Annotated in this window: 11 protein-coding genes; 7 read left to right on the top strand and 4 right to left on the bottom strand. The window is 73.3% G+C overall.

Annotated features, from left to right (window positions below; translation table 11 throughout):
- The first annotated feature begins 80 nt into the window (after window positions 1-80).
- From ACFQGL_RS15895 to gatB, 4 genes are all read left to right on the top strand, one after another.
- Window positions 81-2,741, top strand: coding sequence for a putative bifunctional diguanylate cyclase/phosphodiesterase (locus ACFQGL_RS15895; RefSeq protein WP_377512233.1), 2,661 nt, complete (start codon window positions 81-83; stop codon window positions 2,739-2,741).
- 146 nt (window positions 2,742-2,887) lie between these two features.
- Window positions 2,888-3,193 carry an Asp-tRNA(Asn)/Glu-tRNA(Gln) amidotransferase subunit GatC gene (gene gatC / locus ACFQGL_RS15900; protein ID WP_377512236.1) on the top strand — a complete coding sequence of 102 codons (306 nt, stop codon included), beginning with the start codon at window positions 2,888-2,890 and terminating at the stop codon, window positions 3,191-3,193.
- 76 nt (window positions 3,194-3,269) lie between these two features.
- Window positions 3,270-4,745 carry an Asp-tRNA(Asn)/Glu-tRNA(Gln) amidotransferase subunit GatA gene (gene gatA / locus ACFQGL_RS15905; protein WP_377512239.1) on the top strand — a complete coding sequence of 492 codons (1,476 nt, stop codon included), beginning with the start codon at window positions 3,270-3,272 and terminating at the stop codon, window positions 4,743-4,745.
- A gap of 13 nt (window positions 4,746-4,758) precedes the next feature.
- A complete protein-coding gene (gene gatB, locus ACFQGL_RS15910) occupies window positions 4,759-6,252 on the top strand; it encodes an Asp-tRNA(Asn)/Glu-tRNA(Gln) amidotransferase subunit GatB (RefSeq protein ID WP_377512242.1) in 1,494 nt (497 codons plus the stop codon).
- A gap of 113 nt (window positions 6,253-6,365) precedes the next feature.
- On the opposite strand, the gene ACFQGL_RS15915 is transcribed toward gatB, so the two are convergent.
- From ACFQGL_RS15915 to ACFQGL_RS15925, 3 genes are all read right to left on the bottom strand, one after another.
- Window positions 6,366-7,955 (bottom strand): metallophosphoesterase, encoded by a 1,590-nt coding sequence (locus ACFQGL_RS15915; RefSeq protein ID WP_377512245.1) that lies wholly within the window; start codon window positions 7,953-7,955, stop codon window positions 6,366-6,368.
- A 61-nt stretch (window positions 7,956-8,016) separates the two neighbouring features.
- Entirely contained in the window at window positions 8,017-9,189 is a 1,173-nt protein-coding gene (locus tag ACFQGL_RS15920) for a PQQ-dependent sugar dehydrogenase (RefSeq protein ID WP_377512247.1), read from the bottom strand.
- Between the two features lie 117 nt (window positions 9,190-9,306).
- Window positions 9,307-11,124, bottom strand: coding sequence for a SpoIIE family protein phosphatase (locus tag ACFQGL_RS15925; RefSeq protein ID WP_377512250.1), 1,818 nt, complete (start codon window positions 11,122-11,124; stop codon window positions 9,307-9,309).
- A 186-nt stretch (window positions 11,125-11,310) separates the two neighbouring features.
- On the opposite strand from ACFQGL_RS15925, the gene ACFQGL_RS15930 reads away from it, so the two are divergent.
- Window positions 11,311-12,237: a 2-hydroxyacid dehydrogenase gene (locus ACFQGL_RS15930; RefSeq protein ID WP_377512253.1), complete on the top strand. Its 927-nt coding sequence runs from the start codon at window positions 11,311-11,313 to the stop codon at window positions 12,235-12,237.
- A gap of 9 nt (window positions 12,238-12,246) precedes the next feature.
- Here ACFQGL_RS15930 and ACFQGL_RS15935 read toward each other — a convergent pair whose 3' ends face one another.
- Window positions 12,247-12,624, bottom strand: a complete 378-nt coding sequence (locus ACFQGL_RS15935) for a PH domain-containing protein (protein ID WP_377512256.1) — start codon at window positions 12,622-12,624, stop codon at window positions 12,247-12,249.
- Window positions 12,625-12,839: 215 nt separating this feature from the next.
- On the opposite strand from ACFQGL_RS15935, the gene ACFQGL_RS15940 reads away from it, so the two are divergent.
- Window positions 12,840-15,155: an EAL domain-containing protein gene (locus tag ACFQGL_RS15940; protein WP_377512259.1), complete on the top strand. Its 2,316-nt coding sequence runs from the start codon at window positions 12,840-12,842 to the stop codon at window positions 15,153-15,155.
- Between the two features lie 63 nt (window positions 15,156-15,218).
- On the top strand, window positions 15,219-17,663 hold the full coding sequence (locus ACFQGL_RS15945; RefSeq protein ID WP_377512262.1) for a glycoside hydrolase family 2 protein: 2,445 nt from the start codon (window positions 15,219-15,221) through the stop codon (window positions 17,661-17,663).
- Window positions 17,664-17,757: the final 94 nt, after the last annotated feature.

Genomic DNA, 17,757 nt, shown 5'->3' on the forward strand with positions numbered 1-17,757 from the left:
GGGAAACGTGGGGGCGGGGGCGTTTCATTGGGGCACGGCGTGCGCAACCGGCACGCCGACCGTCGGGTCGGGAGGTGTGGGTGGAGGTCGCCGACCCGCGTAACTCCGTCCCGTCCGACCGGGTGGCGCAGTTCACCGCCTTCGTCGTCGGCATTTTGGTGGTCGCCGCACTGGCCGCTGCCGGTCCACTCGCGACGCTGCCGGGCGAGCTGTCCCGGATGCCGGTGGCGTTCTGGACGATGGCCGCGCTCGCCGTGATCTGCGACGCCCGTCCGTTCGTTCCCCCGGGTCGTCGGCAGTCCTCCGCGGTCTTCCCGTCCACCTGCTTCACCTTCGCCATCCTGCTCGGCTGGGGGCTCGGTCCCGCGGTGGCGGTGCAGGCGGTGGGGGTGGTCGTCTCGGGCTGGCGGATGCGGCACGCCGCGTGGCGGACGGCGTTCAACGTCGGCCAGTACGCCTGCGCCCTCGCCGCCGCGTACGGGATCATCACGCTCGGCCCGGGCACCCTCTTCTCGGGCGGCCGGTTGCACTGGACCGACGTCGCCGCCGTCGGCGGTGCCACGGTGGCCTGGTTCGTGGTCAATTACGGGCTGGTGAGCTGGGCGGTACGGCTGCGCTTCGGCGACCGCTGGTGGCCCACCCTGCGGCAGGGCCTCGGCTTCGAGTTGCTCTCCACCGGCTCGCTGCTGCTGCTCGCCCCGGTGCTGGTGGCCGCCGCGCGCACCAGCGCGGCGCTGATCCCGCTGGTGCTGGTGCCGCTCTTCGCGGTCTACCGGATGGCCCGGCTGACCGTCGAGCAGCAGCACCTCGCCGCCGCCGACCCGCTCACCGGCCTGCCCAACCGCAAGGCCCTGCTGACCGAGGTGGCCGAGCAGGTGCACCTGCACGCCGAGCGGACCGCACGCGGCGAGCCCGACGGCCATCTGGCGCTGCTGCTGATCGACCTGGACCGCTTCAAGAACGTCAACGACGCACTCGGGCACGCCGTGGGCGACCGTCTGCTGGTCGAGGTCAGCGCCCGGCTCACCGACGTGCACCCCCGGCCGCAGATGATCGCCCGGCTCGGCGGGGACGAGTTCGCCATCGTGATGACCGGGCTGACCGACGTGGGCCAGGCACGTGACCTCGCCGACCGGGTGGTCCGGGCGTTGGCCGAGCCGGTGCCGCTGGACGGGCTGCCGCTGGACGTGGGCGGTTCGATCGGTATCGCGCTCTTTCCCGAGCACGGCGAGGACTTCGCCACCCTGATGCGCCACGCCGACGTGGCGATGTACGACGCCAAGCACCGCAACGACACGGTGGCCGTCTACGCCCCGGAATCCGACCACAACTCCGCCGAGCGGCTCGGTCTCCTCGCCGACCTGCGCCGGGTGCTGGACGCCGGGCCGTCGGCCGAGCGGCCGCTCGACGCCGCGTCGGCGGTGACGACCGAGGGAGACGGTCGGGACGCCGGCTCGGTCGAGGGGGACGGTCTCGACGCCGAGCCGGCCGAGCCGGGTGGTCCGGAGCAGGCGGTCGGCGTACCCCTGGATGCGGCGGCGGACGTGCGCGGCGGCGACGGCGCGGCGCTGACCACCGCGGACCTGCCTGAGGTCGGGGGCGCGCCGGGCGCGTCGTCGGTGCTCGCGGCGGCGGCGCCACCGGTCGGCCATCGGTGGTGGGGTCGCCGTCGGCGGTCGAACGAGGAGCTGGTGCACGCCGACGAGCTGATCAACCGGATCGCCACCGGGGCCGACCCGATCCGCGGCCGGAACACCCGTGCCACGGTCGCCGGCACGCGTGCGGGGCCGGCGCGGGACCGGCGCGCGGGAAACGGTCGGGGGCCGGCGAACGGGAGTGCCGTGCCCGCGCCGCCGCACCGGGGCGGCACCGGTCGGCAGCACGACGGCGGGCCGGAGACTCCGGACGAGCCGCCGCGGTCGGCCGGTTGGGCGCACCCGGACGGCGAGTCGGCCGACGACGCCGGACAGATCACCATGTACTACCAGCCACAGATCGCCATCGCCACCGGCGAGGTGGTCGGCGTCGAGGCGCTGCTGCGGTGGCGGCATCCGCGGCGGGGCATGGTCGACCCGGAGGAGCTGATCCGGGTCGCCGAGCAGAGCGCGGTGATGCGGCTGCTCACCCGCCGGGTGGTGGACGACGTCGTGGAACAGCTCGCCAGGTGGTCGGCGGCCGGCGTCCGGCTGCGTGCGGCGCTGAACGTCAGTGTGCGTGACCTGCACACCGGCGAGATCGCCGACCAGATCGCCGACCGGCTGGCCCGCTACGAGGTGCCGGCAGAGCAACTGCAACTGGAGATCACCGAGGGTGCCCTGATGGCCGACCCGCGCCGCGTGCTGGCCACCATCTCCCGGCTGCACAAGCTCGGGGTGGCCATCGCGCTGGACGATTTCGGCACCGGGTACTCCTCCCTGCAACACCTGCGCCGGCTGCCGCTGTCCGAGGTGAAGGTCGACCGCTCGTTCGTGCTCGGCATGGCCGACGACGCCGACGACGCGGCGATCGTCCGGTCGATGATCGAGCTGGCCGGCGCGCTGGGGCTGCGGGTGGTCGCCGAGGGCGTGGAGGACGAACGGACCTGGCGGATGCTCCACGCCGCCGGCTGCGACGCCGCTCAGGGCTGGTTCTACGCCCGACCGATGCCCGCCGAGGAGTTGGTCACCTGGCTGTCCCGGTACCGGCCGGTCCGCCCGAGTGGCGGCCCGGACCCGGACACCAACCGTCGATCCACCCGCTGAACCGGCCAACGGGCTGCCGGAGGGGGAGTCGGGGACGCGGCACCGGAGCGGAACAATAGACTCGCTCCGGTCACCGCGCGTCACGCTCCACCCGTCGCGCGGCCGGCACACCGCCCGATCCAGCAGGACATCAGAAGGGGGCACGGATGGCCGCCATCTCCCGCGAGGAGGTCGCGCACCTGGCGCGCCTGTCGCGGCTCGCCGTCACCGAGGAGGAGCTGGACACGTTCGCCGGCCAGCTCGACGTGATCCTCCAGGCGGTCGCCCAGGTCGGCGAGGTCGCCGCCGCGGACATCCCGCCGACCTCGCACTCGGTGCCGCTGACCAACGTCCTGCGCGACGACGTCGTCACGCCGTGCCTGACCCCGCAGGAGGCGCTCTCGGGTGCGCCCGACGCCGAGGACCAGCGGTTCCGCGTACCGCGGATCCTGAGCGAGGATGTGGCCTCATGAGCGAGCGCGAGCGAGCGAATCATCGGTGCAGCGCGGAGGTGCCTCGTGGCGTCGCGGAGCGAAGCGGAGTGACGGCATGAGCGATCTGACCAGAATGACCGCGACGGAGATCGCCGCGCTGGTCGCTGGCGGCGAGGCCTCCGCCGTCGAGGTGACCCAGGCCCACCTGGACCGGATCGCCGCGGTCGACGACCGGGTGCACGCCTTCCTGCACGTGGACACCGACGGTGCGCTGGCCGCGGCCCGCGCCTTGGACGAGCGCCGGGCCGCCGGCGAGGAGCTGGGCCCGCTGGCCGGCGTACCGGTCGCGGTGAAGGACGTGCTGGCCACCCGGGGCGTACCGACCACCGTCGGCTCGAAGATCCTGGAGGGTTGGCGCCCGCCGTACGACGCCACGATCGTGCAGCGGCTGCGCGAGGCCGGCACGGTGATGCTCGGCAAGACCAACATGGACGAGTTCGCGATGGGCTCCTCCACCGAATACTCGGCGTACGGCCCGACGCACAATCCGTGGGACCTGAGCCGGATCCCGGGCGGCTCGGGTGGCGGTAGCGCCGCCGCGCTGGCCGCGTACGAGGCGCCACTGGCGATCGGTTCGGACACCGGCGGCTCGATCCGTCAGCCCGGCGCGGTCACCGGCACCGTCGGCGCGAAGCCCACCTACGGCGGCACCTCCCGGTACGGGCTGGTCGCCTTCTCCTCGTCGCTGGACACCCCCGGCCCGTGCGCCCGTACCGTCCTCGACGCGGCCCTGCTGCACCAGGTGATCGGCGGCCACGACCCGCGGGACTCCACCTCGATCCCGCAGCCGGTGCCGGACGTGGTGGCGGCGGCGAAGCTCGGCGCGACCGGCGACCTGACCGGCGTACGGCTCGGCATCGTCAGCGAGTTCGTCGGCGAGGGCGCCGAGCCGGGCGTGATGACGGCCTTCCGCGAGTCGGTGGACGCGCTGGCCAAGCTGGGTGCGGAGATCGTCGAGGTGTCCTGCCCGACGTTCGCCTACGCGCTGCCGGCGTACTACCTGATCGCCCCAAGTGAGTGCTCCTCCAACCTGGCCCGGTTCGACGGCGTCCGGTTCGGCCTGCGGGTCGGCGACGACGGCAACCGGTCGCTGGAGGAGGTCATGTCGCTGACCCGCGAGACCGGCTTCGGTCCGGAGGTCAAGCGCCGCATCATGCTCGGCACGTACGCGCTGTCGTCGGGTTACTACGACGCGTACTACGGGCAGGCGCAGAAGGTCCGTACGCTGATCACCCGGGACTTCACCGCCGCGTTCGAGCAGGTCGACGCGCTGATCTCGCCGACCACCCCGTCGGTGGCGTTCCCGATGGGGGCCCGCACCGCGGACCCGTACCAGATGTATCTGGCCGACCTGTTCACCATCCCGACCAACCTGTACGGCGGGCCGGGCATCTCGGTGCCCTGCGGCCTCTCCGAGGGGCTGCCCGTCGGCCTGCAGGTGATGGCTCCGACGATGGCCGACGACCGGATGTACCGGGTCGCCGCCGCGCTGGAGTCCGCGGTCGGCACCTTCACCCCACCGGCACTGTGAGGCAGGAGCCCAGATGACGACGACGCTGCCCGCGTACGACGAGGTCGTCGCACGCTACGAACCGGTGATCGGCCTGGAGACCCACGTCGAGCTGGGCACGAACACCAAGATGTTCTGTGGCTGCCCGACCGACTTCGGTGGCGAGCCGAACACCCGGGTCTGCCCGGTCTGCCTGGGCCTGCCCGGCTCGCTGCCGGTGGCCAACAAGGCCGCCATCGAGGCGATCATCCGGATCGGCCTGGCGCTGAACTGCTCCATCGCCGAGTGGTGCCGCTTCGCCCGGAAGAACTACTTCTACCCGGACATGCCGAAGAACTTCCAGATCAGCCAGTACGACGAGCCGATCTGCGTCGACGGTTACCTGGACGTCGAGGTCAACGGCGAGACGGTGCGGATCGGCATCGAGCGGGTGCACCTGGAGGAGGACACCGGCAAGACGCTGCACGTCGGTGGCGCCACCGGCCGCATCCACGGCGCGACCGAGTCGCTGGTCGACTACAACCGGGCCGGCATCCCGCTGGTCGAGATCGTCACCAAGCCCATCCCGGGCACCGCCGCGCTCGCCCCGGAGGTGGCCCGGGCGTACGTCACCGAGCTGCGGGACGTGATCCGCACCCTCGGCGTCTCCGACGTACGGATGGAGGAGGGTTCGCTGCGCTGCGACGTGAACACCTCCCTCAACCTGCCGGGGCAGGAGTGGGGCACCCGTACCGAGACCAAGAACGTCAACTCGCTGCGGTCGGTGGAGCGGGCGGTCCGCTCGGAGATGCTGCGGCAGGCGTCGGTGCTCGACGCCGGTGGGCGGATCACCCAGGAGACCCGGCACTTCCACGAGGAGTCCGGCGACACCACCTCGGGCCGCTCCAAGGAGACGGCGACCGACTACCGGTACTTCCCGGAGCCGGATCTGGTGCCGATCGCTCCGGACGCTGCCTGGGTCGCCGAGCTGAAGGCCGCCCTGCCGGAGCTGCCCCGGGTGCACCGGCGTCGGCTCCAGGAGCAGTGGGGGCTCTCCGACCTGGACATGCAGTCGGTGCTGAACGCCGGCGCGGTCGAGCTGATCGAGGCCACCGTGGCCGCCGGCACCACCCCGGCCGCGGCCCGCAAGTGGTGGCTGGGTGAGCTGTCCCGCCGGGCCAACGAGAGCGGCGTGGAGCTGGCCGACATCGGCGCCACCCCGGCCCAGGTGGCCGAGCTGCAGGGCCTGGTCGACGCCGGCAAGCTCAACGACAAGATGGCCCGTACGGTGCTGGAGGGCGTGGTCGACGGCGAGGGTTCGCCCACCGAGATCATGACCAGCCGGGGCCTGGAGGTCGTCTCGGACACCGGGGCGCTCACCGTCGCGGTGGACGAGGCGATCGCCGCCAACCCGGGCATCGCCGACAAGATCCGTAGCGGCAAGGTCGCCGCGGCCGGCGCGCTGGTCGGCGCGGTCATGAAGGCCACCCGTGGCCAGGCCGATGCCGCCACCGTTCGCGAGCTGATCCTGGCCCGCCTCAGCGGCTGATGTGTAAGGAAGGGTCCCTTCCTATCGTTTTTTCGATAGGAAGGGACCCTTCCTTACACTCCGCGCGCCACCTGGTGCCAGCGCGCGGCCGCTCAGCGCCGGCCGGGCGGCGCTCAGCGGGTCGGTGTGGGGGTGACCGAGGCGGGCACTCCCGCGACCGGGTCCGCCACCACGTGCCGTTCCAGGTTGACCTGGGCCTGCCCGGTGCCGCCGACGGTGATGTCGTCGTACGCCTGGAGCATCTTCTGCGGGTCGAAGTAGAGCACGGTCATCGACAGCGGGGTCGGCTTCTCACCTTCCAGACCGCGCAGCCCAGCGCCGCCGGTGGAGCCCTCCACCATCAGCGTGGTGGGCTGTTGGCCGGGGGCCTGGGGCAGCTTGGAGACCTGCCGGGCGTGGGTGTGCCCGGCCAGCACCAGTGGGCAGGTGCCGGCGAGCGGCCCGGCCGAGGCGGGATCGTGCACCAGCGCGATGTTCACCGGCTTCGGCGAGCTGCGCACCGTGGCGGCGAGCTGGTCACCGGCCCCGATCACCTGGTCGGCCACCTGCTGGGTCAACCCGCTGCCGGCGGGGGAGGTGTTCTTGTCCGGGGTGAAGCGCGGGTCGCCGATGCCGGCGATGGTCAGCCCGGCGACCGTGGTCGTCGAGTTGTTCAGCACGATCGCGTTGTCCTGGCGGGCCACCGCCGCGCCGGTCCGCTCCGAGTCGTGGTTGCCCCGGATGAAGACGTACGGCTTCTTGAGCAGGCCGATCGACGCGACGAAGGACGCCTCGGGCTCACTGCCCCAGTCGGTGATGTCGCCGGTGTCGATGACCGCGTCGATGCCGAACTGCTCCACCACCGTCCGGATCAGCTGCCAGCCGGTCGGGTTGAGGTGCATGTCGGAGACGTGCAGCACGCGGGTGGTGCCGGGCGCCGGCTCGTACACCGGTAGCGCCGACACCGTCGTGTAGAGCTGGCTGACGTTGCCGACCAGGCGTTGCAGCTGCTCGGCGTACTTGGTGTAGTCGTTGGCGATCCGGCGGGCGTCGCCGACGATGGCCGGGGCATTGACCAGCAGCCCCTCGTAGCGCGGCTCCTCGATCGCCTGCGGGCGCAGGGTGGCCGCCGCGGTGCCGAGGCTGCCGGCGGCGACCAGCAGGGCCAGCCCGCCCGCCCAGGCGGTCCGCCGCATGTCCCGGAAGACCAGCGCGGCCAGCAGCAGGGTGGCCAGCACCGCAGAGGCGACGGTACGCAGGCCGAGCCGCATCACCCCGGAGCGGACGTCCTCGACGGCGCTCTGGCTGGCCCGGCTGATGCTGGCCGGGTCGTCCAGCAACGCCTCGGTGCGCCCCTGGTCCAGCGCGCCGAGGCGCACGGTGAGGTGGGTGGGCCCGTCGTGGCTGTCCAGCAGCAGCGCGCCGAGCGGAGGCACGTCGACGGTGGTGCCGCCGGCACTGGCCGGAGTGATGCTGAGGTTGGCCCGGAACGGGCCGATGTCGGTCTCCACCCGACCGCCGGCCAGCACACCGAGCACCACGCCGACCAGTGCCACGGCGAGCACGGCCAGGATGACCCCGGTGCGGCGCAGTGGACCGGACCGGGCGACGGCCAGCAGGCCCGCCGACCGCCGTGGCTCGTCGCGGGCGGTCGGTTCGTCGCCGGTCACCGGCTCGTCCCGGTCACCGGCGTCGTCGTGCTGCTCGTCGTGTTGCCCGTCCATGCTGAGATTCTTGCCTGCCCGTCCGCGAATCTTGGCAAACCTGAACGGATGGGGTCGCTGGTCAGCTCCGGCCGCCGTCACCGCCGGCGAAGACCACCCGCAGGATCCGATCGTCGTCGCCCGCCGGACTGCCCCGCCCGTCATGGTTGGAGGTGCTCACCCAGAGCGATCCGTCCGGCGCGGCGGCGACCGCGCGGAGCCGGCCGTACCTGTTGGTGAGCAGCTCGCTGGGCTGGCCGAGCAGGGTGCCCGTGTCGGTCAGCTCCAGCACCCAGAGCCGCTTGCCGCGCAGGCATCCGGTGACCAGTAGCCGGTCCGCCGCGGCCAGGCCGGAGCAGGACGCGTCCGAGGTCGCCCACTGGGTGATCGGGTCGAGGTACCGCTTGTCGCCGGCCCGACCCTCGACCTGCGGCCAACCGTAGTTGCCGCCCTTGGTGATCTGGTTGATCTCGTCCCAGGTGTTCTGGCCGAACTCGACGGCGTACATCCGCTTGCCCGGGTCCCACGCGAAGCCCTGCACGTTGCGGTGCCCGAGCGACCAGACCGGCGAACCAGGGTACGGATTGCCGGCCGCGGGTTTGCCGTCCGGAGTGATCCGCAGGATCTTGCCGCCGAGGCTCTTCACGTCCTGTGCGTTGGGGCGTGCCCCGGCGTCGCCCGTGCTGACGTAGAGCTGGCCGTCCGGGCCGAAGCCGAGCCCGCCGCCGTTGTGCACGTTGGCCTTGGGGATGCCGGTGAGGATCGGGGTGGGCTGCCCACCCGGTTGCAGCCGGACGACCCGGTTGTCCCGCTCGGTGGTGTAGTAGACGAAGACCGTCCGGTCCTGGGCGTAGCCGGGGGAGACCGCGATGCCCAGCAGGCCACCCTCGCCCGCCGCGGCCACGTCGGCGATCGTCTGCACCACTCGGACCCGCAGGCCGTCCGGGCCGGATTCGGGGCCGAGCTGGAGGATCCGGCCGCTGTCGCGTTCGGTGACCAGCGCCCCGCCGTCCGGCAGGAAGGCGATCGCCCAGGGCACTCGGAGCCCCTTGGCGAGCACCGTCGCCACCGCCTGCTGGCCGGCGCCGCCGGGGCTCGCCGACGACGACGGGGTCGGCAGGTTGGGTGGCTCACCGGCCGGGTCCGGCTCCGGCTCACCGAAGCTGCAACCGGCGGTGAACAGCAGCGCCGCACAGGACGCCGCGAGGACCGCCTGGAGGCGGCGGATGCGAGAGTACGGGGGACGGTCGCTCACCCGGCCCAGCGTAGCCCGCCGAATGGCCCGGGCGGGCCCGACGGGATCGACGGTGGACGGCGGCCAGGGTGGACCGGCCACGGTGCGCGGGCCCGGGTGGTCCGGTGCGTGGGCCGGTCAGCGTGCCCGTACGGCCAGCAGCGCGGTGTCGTCCTCACGGTGCTGGGTCGAGGCGAGCAGCAGGTCGCACAGCTCGTCGAGGGGCAGCGTGTCGGTGCCGTTCATCCGAGCCTGCAGCTCGGCCAGCCCCTCGTCGATGGACCGGTCCCGCCGCTCGATCAGCCCGTCGGTGTAGAGCAGCAGGGTGTCGCCGGTGGCGAGGCTGGTCGACTGACTTGTCCGGCGTACCGGCCGGGCCAGACCGAGCAGCGGCTCCGGCGGCGCTTCGAGGATCTGCGCCGCGCCACCGGCACGGACCAGCAGGGCCGGCGGGTGCCCGGCGTTGCACCAGGTCACCGCTCGGGTGCCGGACCGTTCGGGACGGATCCGGACCAACGTCGCGGTGGCCGCGATCGGCAGCCGCAGACCGCGGATCGCGTCGTCCAGGTGGGTCATCAGCTCCCCGACCGCGTCCGGCCGGCCGAACGCGTTGCCACGGACCAGGTTGCGCAGCTGGCCCATGGTCGCCGCCGCTTCGATGTCGTGCCCGGCCACATCCCCGATCGCCGCGATCAGGTCCCCGTCGGGCTGCACGAAGGCGTCGTACCAGTCGCCGCCGACCTCGACCCGGTCGGCGGCCGGCTGGTAGCGGGCCGCCAGCTCCAGCTCCGGCACGACCGGAAGCCGCGGCAACATGCTGTGTTGCAGCACCTCGGCGACGTGCCGCTGCTCGCCGTACATCGAGCTGTTGCCGATCGCCTGCCCGGCGCGGCGGCCGATGTCCACCGCGGTGAGCAGGTCGCGGTCGTCGAACTGTTGGCGTTTGGCGTCGTTGACCAGGGTGATCGCGCCGAGCACGGTGCCGCCGACCGCCCGGACCGGGACGCTGAGGTAGGAGGCGAAACCCAGCCGTTCGGCGATCGACGCCATCTCCGGAGTCGTGGTGCCCCGGGCCACGTCGGCCAGCGAGGCCGCACCACCGAGCTGGGGCTGGCCGGTCCGCAGCACCGCGCGGATGATCGACTCCGTGCTCAGGCCGGTACGCAGCAAATCGCCGAAGCGGTCCAGGTCGGCCTTCCGGGCCGGGTCGCGGTGCACCGCCACCACCTCGCGGGGCAGACCGGTCGGTCCGGCGAGGGTGAGCAGGCACCAGTCGGCGAGCAGCGGCACCATGGTGTCGGCGAGCCGGTGCAGCGCGGTGCCCACGTCCAACGTCCCGCCCAGCGTCTCGCTCACGCCGGCCAGCAGCTCCAACCGCTCGTGCGCCTGCACGACCCGCCGTCGGGCCTCCTGCGCGCCGTCCAGCGCGATCCGCAGCCGCAGCTCCGACGAGCAGGCGGCGGCCAGGTCGGCCAGCGTCCGCAACTGCCCGGCGGTCCAGGCGCGCGGCTTGCTGTCGATGGCGCAGAGCGAGCCGAGCACCCGCCCGGCCAGGTCGGTCAACGGCATCCCGGCGTACGCGACGACGCCGAGGTCGTCGATGGCCAGGTTGTCCCGTACGCGGGGGTAGAGCCGGGCGTCCGGCAACACCATCGGCGCCTCGACGTCCACCACGTGCTGGCAGAACGAGTGGCTCAGCGGGGTCTCCCGGAGTTTCGCCCAGGGCTCGGGCAACCCGACCGCGCCCGGAAAGAACTGTCGGTCGGCGGTGACCAGGGAGACCAGTGCGACCGGAACGTCCAGCAGGTCGCTGACCAGCCGGGCGAACCGGTCGAACGCCTCGTCCGGGTTGGCGTCCAGGCCGGTCTCGGCGAGCGCTCGCAACCGTGCCGGGTCGCCGAGCGCCGAGGGCGGGGCGATCGTACGGTGCGGGCGGGCGGGTGAGCCGTCGGTCATCGAGCACCTGTCTGCCGGGCGGAGGCCGACCGGCACTCCGACCCTTCGTTATACCTCTTCCGCGCCCGGGCCGAACAACGGTGTGCCGAGTCTCGCCTGCTCCGGCGTCGGGCGCCATCCCCCGGCACGGCTGGTTCGCCGCCGTGCCCGCATCGATCGCGGTGTCGGGGGCTATCGTCGGCGATCGTGAAGGTATGGATCCCGCACCAGGCCGGCCTGAACCTCGTCGGCGAGTTGCCCTCGGGCGTGACCGTGGAGGTCGCCGAGGACACCGAGCGGCTGCCCTCCGCGGTGGCCGACGTGCGGTTCTGGGTGCCGCCGTTCCTGGCCGCGTCGACCGCGACCGCGTTGCTCGACGAGCTGCCCGACCTGGCGGTGGTGCAGCTGCTCTCCGCCGGGGCGGACGCCTGGGCCGGTCGGATGCCTTCGGGTGTCACGCTCTGCGACGCCCGGGGCGTGCATGATCCGTCGACCGCCGAGTGGGTCGTCACCGCGATCCTGGCGCAGTTGCGGGCGTTCCCGACCTTCGTCCGGGCGCAGGCCGACCGACGGTGGGCCTTCGACGAGGCCGCGCCCACCGATGAGCTGTCCGGCAAGCGGGTGCTCATCGTCGGAGCCGGTTCGATCGGCACCGCGGTACGGAATCGACTCGCCCCGTTCGAGGTGAGCTTCACCCTGGTCGCCCGGACCGCCCGGCCCGGGCAGGGCGTCCACGGCGTCGAGGAGTTGCCCCGCCTGCTGCCCGAGGCCGACGTGGTGGTGGTGCTGGTGCCGCTCACCGACCAGACCCGCGGCCTGATCGACAAGGCGTTCCTGGCCGCGATGCCGGACGGGGCGCTGCTGGTCAACGGGGCCCGCGGCCCGGTGGCCAGCACCGAGGCGCTCGTCGCCGAGCTGGGCACCGGCCGGATCTCGGCCGCGCTGGACGTCACCGACCCGGAACCGCTGCCCGCCGACTCTCCGCTCTGGACGATGCCGAACGTGCTGCTCACCCCGCACGTGGCGGGCTCGGTGCGAGGGCTGTTGCCGCGCGCGTACCGGCTGGTCGGCGAGCAGGTACGGCGGTTCGCCGCCGGTCAGCCGCTGATCAACACGGTGGTCGACGGCTACTGAGCGGGCGGGTCAGCCGGCCGCGTCGGGCAGCGTCTGCCCGGTGGCCGAGACCAGCCGGGGCAGGTCCGTGCCGCGTACCGCCGGCAGGACGACCTGCTGACCGTCGTCGAGTCGGGCGACCGCCCGACCGCGTGCGTCGGTGACCAGCTCGACGACCTGGTCCCAGCCGATCCGGCGCTGCCCGGCCAGCGCCCGCAGGCGCAGCTCGCGGGCGTCCGCGTCGGTGCCGGCCCGCCAGGCCCAGAGCCCGACGGCGAGTGGGACGAGCAGCACCGGCAGCAGGTACGCCCGGGCGTTGGCCAACGGCAGGGCGCCGATGAAGGCGATGACCGAGGCGACCAGGATGGCTTGGTTGTACCGGAAGCGGACCGTGTCGGGCGTACTCACCCTGCGATGATCCCACCCCCGGTCGGACCGGCTCGCGGCGGGCGGTGCCCCACGGCCCGACACGTCGTACAGTGACACAGGTCATTGCCTGCCCGGTGGCTGACACGTAACCGATCCGGTCACCGATCGTTCTCATTTGTTGGGCAGCGGACGTGCAACGTCCGATGTCCCGCATCGCCGCACCGCCCCCGTGCCCCCTCACGAAGGCGACCGCCGTGCTCCTCGCGTACCCGTTCCGCGTCCTCGTCCCCCGCCGAGCCGCACCGGAGGCCGCCGTGTCCACGGCGGTGGCCCTGCTCGTCCTCGCTGGCGAAGCCAGCCTGGTCCCGACCCCGATGGTGATCGCGCTGGCCGGCGGCGCCGGCGCCACGCTCGCCGGGGTGCGGCTCTCCCGCCTGGCCAGCCGACGTCAGGCGGCCCGGCGCACGGCGGGCGTGCTGCTCGACGCGGCGGTGGTGGCGGCGGGTCTCACCGCGGCCGTACTGCCCCTGACCGACACCGCGAGCCAGGCCGCCGCGCTGGTCGGGTCGCTGATCGTGGCGGTCCTGTCCGTGGCCGGACTGCGCCAGCTCCCCGGCCGTACGCGGCCACCGGTCCGGGTCCGGCTGCGCGGCGTGGTCGAGGCGACCGGGCCGGCCGTCGGCCTGGCGCTCGCCGGCTGGCTGCTGCTGCCCCGCGACATCCTGCCGGCGCCGGCCCGGCTGGTCGCCGCGCTGGTGCTCGGCGGGCTGGGCATGGCGGCGCTCAACGCGTTCACCGGCACACGCCGACGCTCGGCAACCGCCAGGTGCCGGGGTGGCGTCCTGCTCACCCTGGTCGGGCTGGCTCTGCTGGCCACCCTGCCGCCCGCACCGGCCGGTCGGGCGGCTCTGCTGGCCGTACCGCCGCTGGTGCTCGGGATGCTGCTCACCGCGCTCGGCGCGGGCGACGCGCTGGATCCGGTCGACGCCGAGCCGACGGCCGCCCCGGTCGCCCCGACCTGGCTCCGGGTCGTGCTACCGGCGGCGGTTCTGCTGCTGACGGCGGGCCTGCACCTGGGCGCGGGCCGCGCACCGGATCGGACGAGTGTGCTGCTGGCCCTGGCGGCGGTGCCGCCACTGGTGCTCCGCGAGCTGCTGGGCGGCGGTGACCCGACCAGCACCGAGAGGCCCGCCGCGCACCGCCGCCGCACCGGTCGGGCGGTCCGGCACCGCCGCGCGGCCGAGGCGGGCTGGTTCGGCCTGCCGGACCGCCCGGCCGTTCCGCACGACGACGGGGTGGCCTGGTCCGCGTTGAGCCGCCGGCCCGGTCCGGCCGGTGGCGGCGGGGGTGACCGGGCGGCCCTGCTGGACGCCCTCGCCGCGATCGGCGACGTACCGGCGCCGGTCGGCGCGCTGCTGCTGGTGGACCTGCACGTGGACGGCATCAGCCCGACGGTCCGGGAGGACGTGCTGGCCGAGGCGGTCCACCGGACCCGCGACGTGGTGAGCCCCGACGACCTGGTCACCGGGTGCACCAGCACCGGCTTCGCCGTGGTCACCGCCGCGGGCCCGGTGCTGGCGTACGCGCTGGGCATCCGACTGCTGAGCGCGTTCGCTCCGCCCTACCAGCTGGCCGGGTCGATGCTGCGGGTGCAGGCGAGCATCGGGCTGGCCGAGGTCAGCGGCGTCGGTCCGGCCGACGTGCTCCGCCAGGCCGAGCTGGCCCGGCGGCGGGCCGTGCAGCTGGGCCGGGACCGGGTCGAGTGGTACGACGCGTTCCTGGAGGAACAGTTGGTCCGGCGGCTCGACCTGGAACGTGAGTTGCCCGGTGCGGTGGCCCGCGGCGAGCTGGACCTGGTCTACCAGCCGGTACTCGACCTGGCCGACCGGCAGCCGGTGGGTGCCGAGGCGCTGTTGCGCTGGCGCAGCCCGGTGCTCGGCACGGTGCTCCCGGCCGAGCTGTTGCCGGTCGCCGAGGACCTGGACCTGGTCGGCGAGTTGGAGTGGTGGGTGCTGGACCGGGCCTGTCGGCAGTTGGCCGGCTGGTCGTCGGGCACCCGGGAGCTGTGGATGGCGGTCAACGTCACCATCCGTGAGCTGACCACCCCCGACTTCGTGCAGCGCATCGCGGCGGTGCTGGCCGCGTACGGGGTACCGCCGGATCGCCTGGTGGTGGAGGTCGCCGAGCCGAGGATCGCCGGTGACCTGCCGACCGTGGTGGCCCGGCTGGCCGGCCTGCGGTCGTTGGGCGTCCGTACGGCGCTGGACGATTTCCGCCCCGAGCACGCCTCGTTGGCCCAGCTCCGCCGGCTGCCGATCGACCTGCTCAAGGTGGGCCCGGAGTTGGTGGGCGCGCGGCCGGACGGGCAGCTGCCGCTGATCGACGTGGTGGTCAACGTCGGGGAGCGGCTGGGTGTGGAGATCGTCGCCGAGGCGCTGGAGTCGACGGCCGAGGTCGACGGGGCACGCCTGGCCGGCTGCCGGTACGGGCAGGGGTTCGCGCTGGCCCGCCCGGCCACCGCCGAGCGGGTCGAGGCGTACTTCGAGGAGTTCCCCTCACCGTCCCGCTGAGCACCGAGATGATCTACCGTCAGGTGCCTGCCGAGGCAACTGACGAAAAGGTGCGGTGAGATCGTGAGCCGACAGGCACTCCACGAGGGATGGACCCTGCGGGCGGCACCCGGAGCGCAGGTGCCGGCCGAGGTCGCCGAACGGGCCGTGCCGGCCACGGTGCCCGGTTGTGTGCACACCGACCTGCTCGACGCCGGGCTGATCCCGGACCCCTACCTCGACGACAACGAGCGGACGCTGGCCTGGATCGGGCACACCGACTGGGTCTACCGGACCACGTTCGTCCATCAGCCGGGCGACGACGACCGCGTCGACCTGGTCTGCGCGGGGCTGGACACGGTCGCCACGATCACCCTCAACGGCGTCCAGGTCGGTAGCACCGAGAACATGCACCGCGGCTACCGGTTCGACGTCCGGTCGCTGCTGCGCGACGGCGACAACGACCTGGTCGTCGCGTTCGACTCCGCCTACCGGTACGCCGAGGCGCAGCAGGAGCGGCTCGGTGACCGTCCCAACGCCTATCCGGAGCCGTTCCACTTCATCCGCAAGATGGCCTGCAACTTCGGCTGGGACTGGGGACCGACGTTGGTCACCGCCGGCATCTGGCAGGAGATCGGCCTGCACGCCTGGTCCACGGCCCGGCTGGCCACCGTCCGTCCGCTGGTCACCCTCGCCGGCCGGGACGGGCAGGTCGAGCTGCACGTCGAGGTCGAGCGGGCGGCGGCCGTCCCGCTGACCGTCCGGGCCACCGTCGCCGGAGCCCACGCCGAGATCGTCATTCCGGCCGGTCAGCGCACGGCCGTGGCGACCCTCACCGTCCGCGAGCCCGCGCTGTGGTGGCCCCGGGGGTACGGCGAGCAGGCGCGGCACCCACTGGAGGTGACCCTGCACGGCCCGGACGGTGCCACGCTGGACAGTTGGGTCCGGCGCATCGGTTTCCGGTCGGTCCGGCTGGACACCACGCCCGACGAGCACGGCACCCCGTTCGCGCTGTTGGTCAACGACAAGCCGGTCTTCGTACGCGGGGTCAACTGGATCCCGGACGACACCTTCCCCACCCGGGTCACCCGGGAGCGGCTGGCCGAGCGGTTCGACCAGGCCACCGCGGCCAACGTCAATCTGCTGCGGGTCTGGGGCGGCGGCCGGTACGAGTCGGCGGACTTCTACGACCTCGCCGACGAGCGGGGCCTGCTCGTCCAGCAGGACTTCCTGTTCGCCTGCGCCGCCTACCCGGAGGAGGAGCCGTTCGGCAGCGAGGTCGCCGCCGAGGCCGCCGAGCAGGTGACCCGGCTGGCGCCGTACCCGTCGCTGGTGCTCTGGACCGGCAACAACGAGAACATCTGGGGCTGGCACGACTGGGACTGGCAGGAACCCCTCGCCGGACGTACCTGGGGGCACGGCTACTACCTGGACGTGCTGCCCCGGATCGTCGGCGAGCTGGACCCGACCCGCCCGTACTGGCCGGGCAGCCCCTGGTCGGGCGCCGAGGCGATCCACCCCAACGACCCGGCACACGGCACCACGCACATCTGGGACGTGTGGAACACCGACGACTACACGAAATACCGGGAGTACGTCCCACGCTTCGTCGCCGAGTTCGGCTACCAGGGCCCACCGGCGTACGCGACCCTGCGCCGGGCGGTACGCGACGAGCCTCTCGCTCCCGACTCGCCGGGCATGGCGCACCACCAGAAGGCGGCCGGCGGCGACGCCAAACTTCAGCGGGGCCTGGACGCGCACCTGCCCGCCCCGGTCGACTTCGACGACTGGCACTACCTGACCCAGCTCAACCAGGCCCGGGCGATCCAGCTCGGGGTGGAGCACTTCCGTTCGCACCGGGGCGTCTGCGCGGGCACCATCGTCTGGCAGCTCAACGACTGCTGGCCGGTCACCTCCTGGTCGGCCGTCGACGGTGACGGCCGACGCAAACCACTGTGGTACGCGCTGCGCCACGCGTACGCCGACCGGCTGCTGACCGTGCAGCCCCGGAACGGTGGCCTGGCCCTGGTCGCGGTGAACGACGGCGGCACACCCTGGCGGGCGTCGGCCTCGGTGACCCGGCTCACCCTGGGCGGGGAGTCGCGGGCGAAGAGCTCCTACCAGCTCGACGTGCCGGCGTACTCCTCGGTGACGTTGGCGTTGCCGACGGAGCTCGCTCGGCCGGAGGAGGCCCGGCGGGAGCTGCTGGTCGCCGAGGCGGGCCAGAGCACGCGGCGTGCGCTCTGGTTCTTCGCCGAGGACCGGGACGTCGACTGGCCGGCGGCGGCCTGGGACGCGACGGTAGAACCGGTCGACGGCGCGCAGCTCGTCCGGGTCACCGCCCGCACGGTGCTGCGCGACCTGACCCTGTTCCCGGATCGGCTGGACCCGACGGCGTCCGTCGACGAGGCCCTGGTCACCCTGCTGCCGGGCGAGTCGGTCCTGTTCACCGTGCGCGCCGACGGCTCGCTCGGCCCGAGCGCCCTCACCGCGCGCCCGGTGCTGCGCTGCGTCAACGACCTGGGCTGAACTTCCATGATCGCGCTCGATCCATGATGGAGTGGCCTCCCGCGACGGGGAGGCCACTCCATCCACGTTCCAGCACGATCATCGGGCCGGGGTC

The organism is Micromonospora vulcania (assembly GCF_042658605.1).
GTDB classification, from domain to species: Bacteria; Actinomycetota; Actinomycetes; order Mycobacteriales; family Micromonosporaceae; genus Micromonospora; species Micromonospora vulcania.

Excerpts from the sequence above, each read along its gene's own strand:
- gatA (WP_377512239.1), top strand. The coding sequence starts at position 3,270 with ATGAGCGATCTGACCAGAATGACCGCGACGGAGATCGCCGCGCTGGTC.
- gatC (WP_377512236.1), top strand. The coding sequence starts at position 2,888 with ATGGCCGCCATCTCCCGCGAGGAGGTCGCGCACCTGGCGCGCCTGTCG.
- ACFQGL_RS15915 (WP_377512245.1), bottom strand. The coding sequence starts at position 7,955 with ATGGACGGGCAACACGACGAGCAGCACGACGACGCCGGTGACCGGGAC.
- ACFQGL_RS15925 (WP_377512250.1), bottom strand. The coding sequence starts at position 11,124 with ATGACCGACGGCTCACCCGCCCGCCCGCACCGTACGATCGCCCCGCCC.
- gatB (WP_377512242.1), top strand. The coding sequence starts at position 4,759 with ATGACGACGACGCTGCCCGCGTACGACGAGGTCGTCGCACGCTACGAA.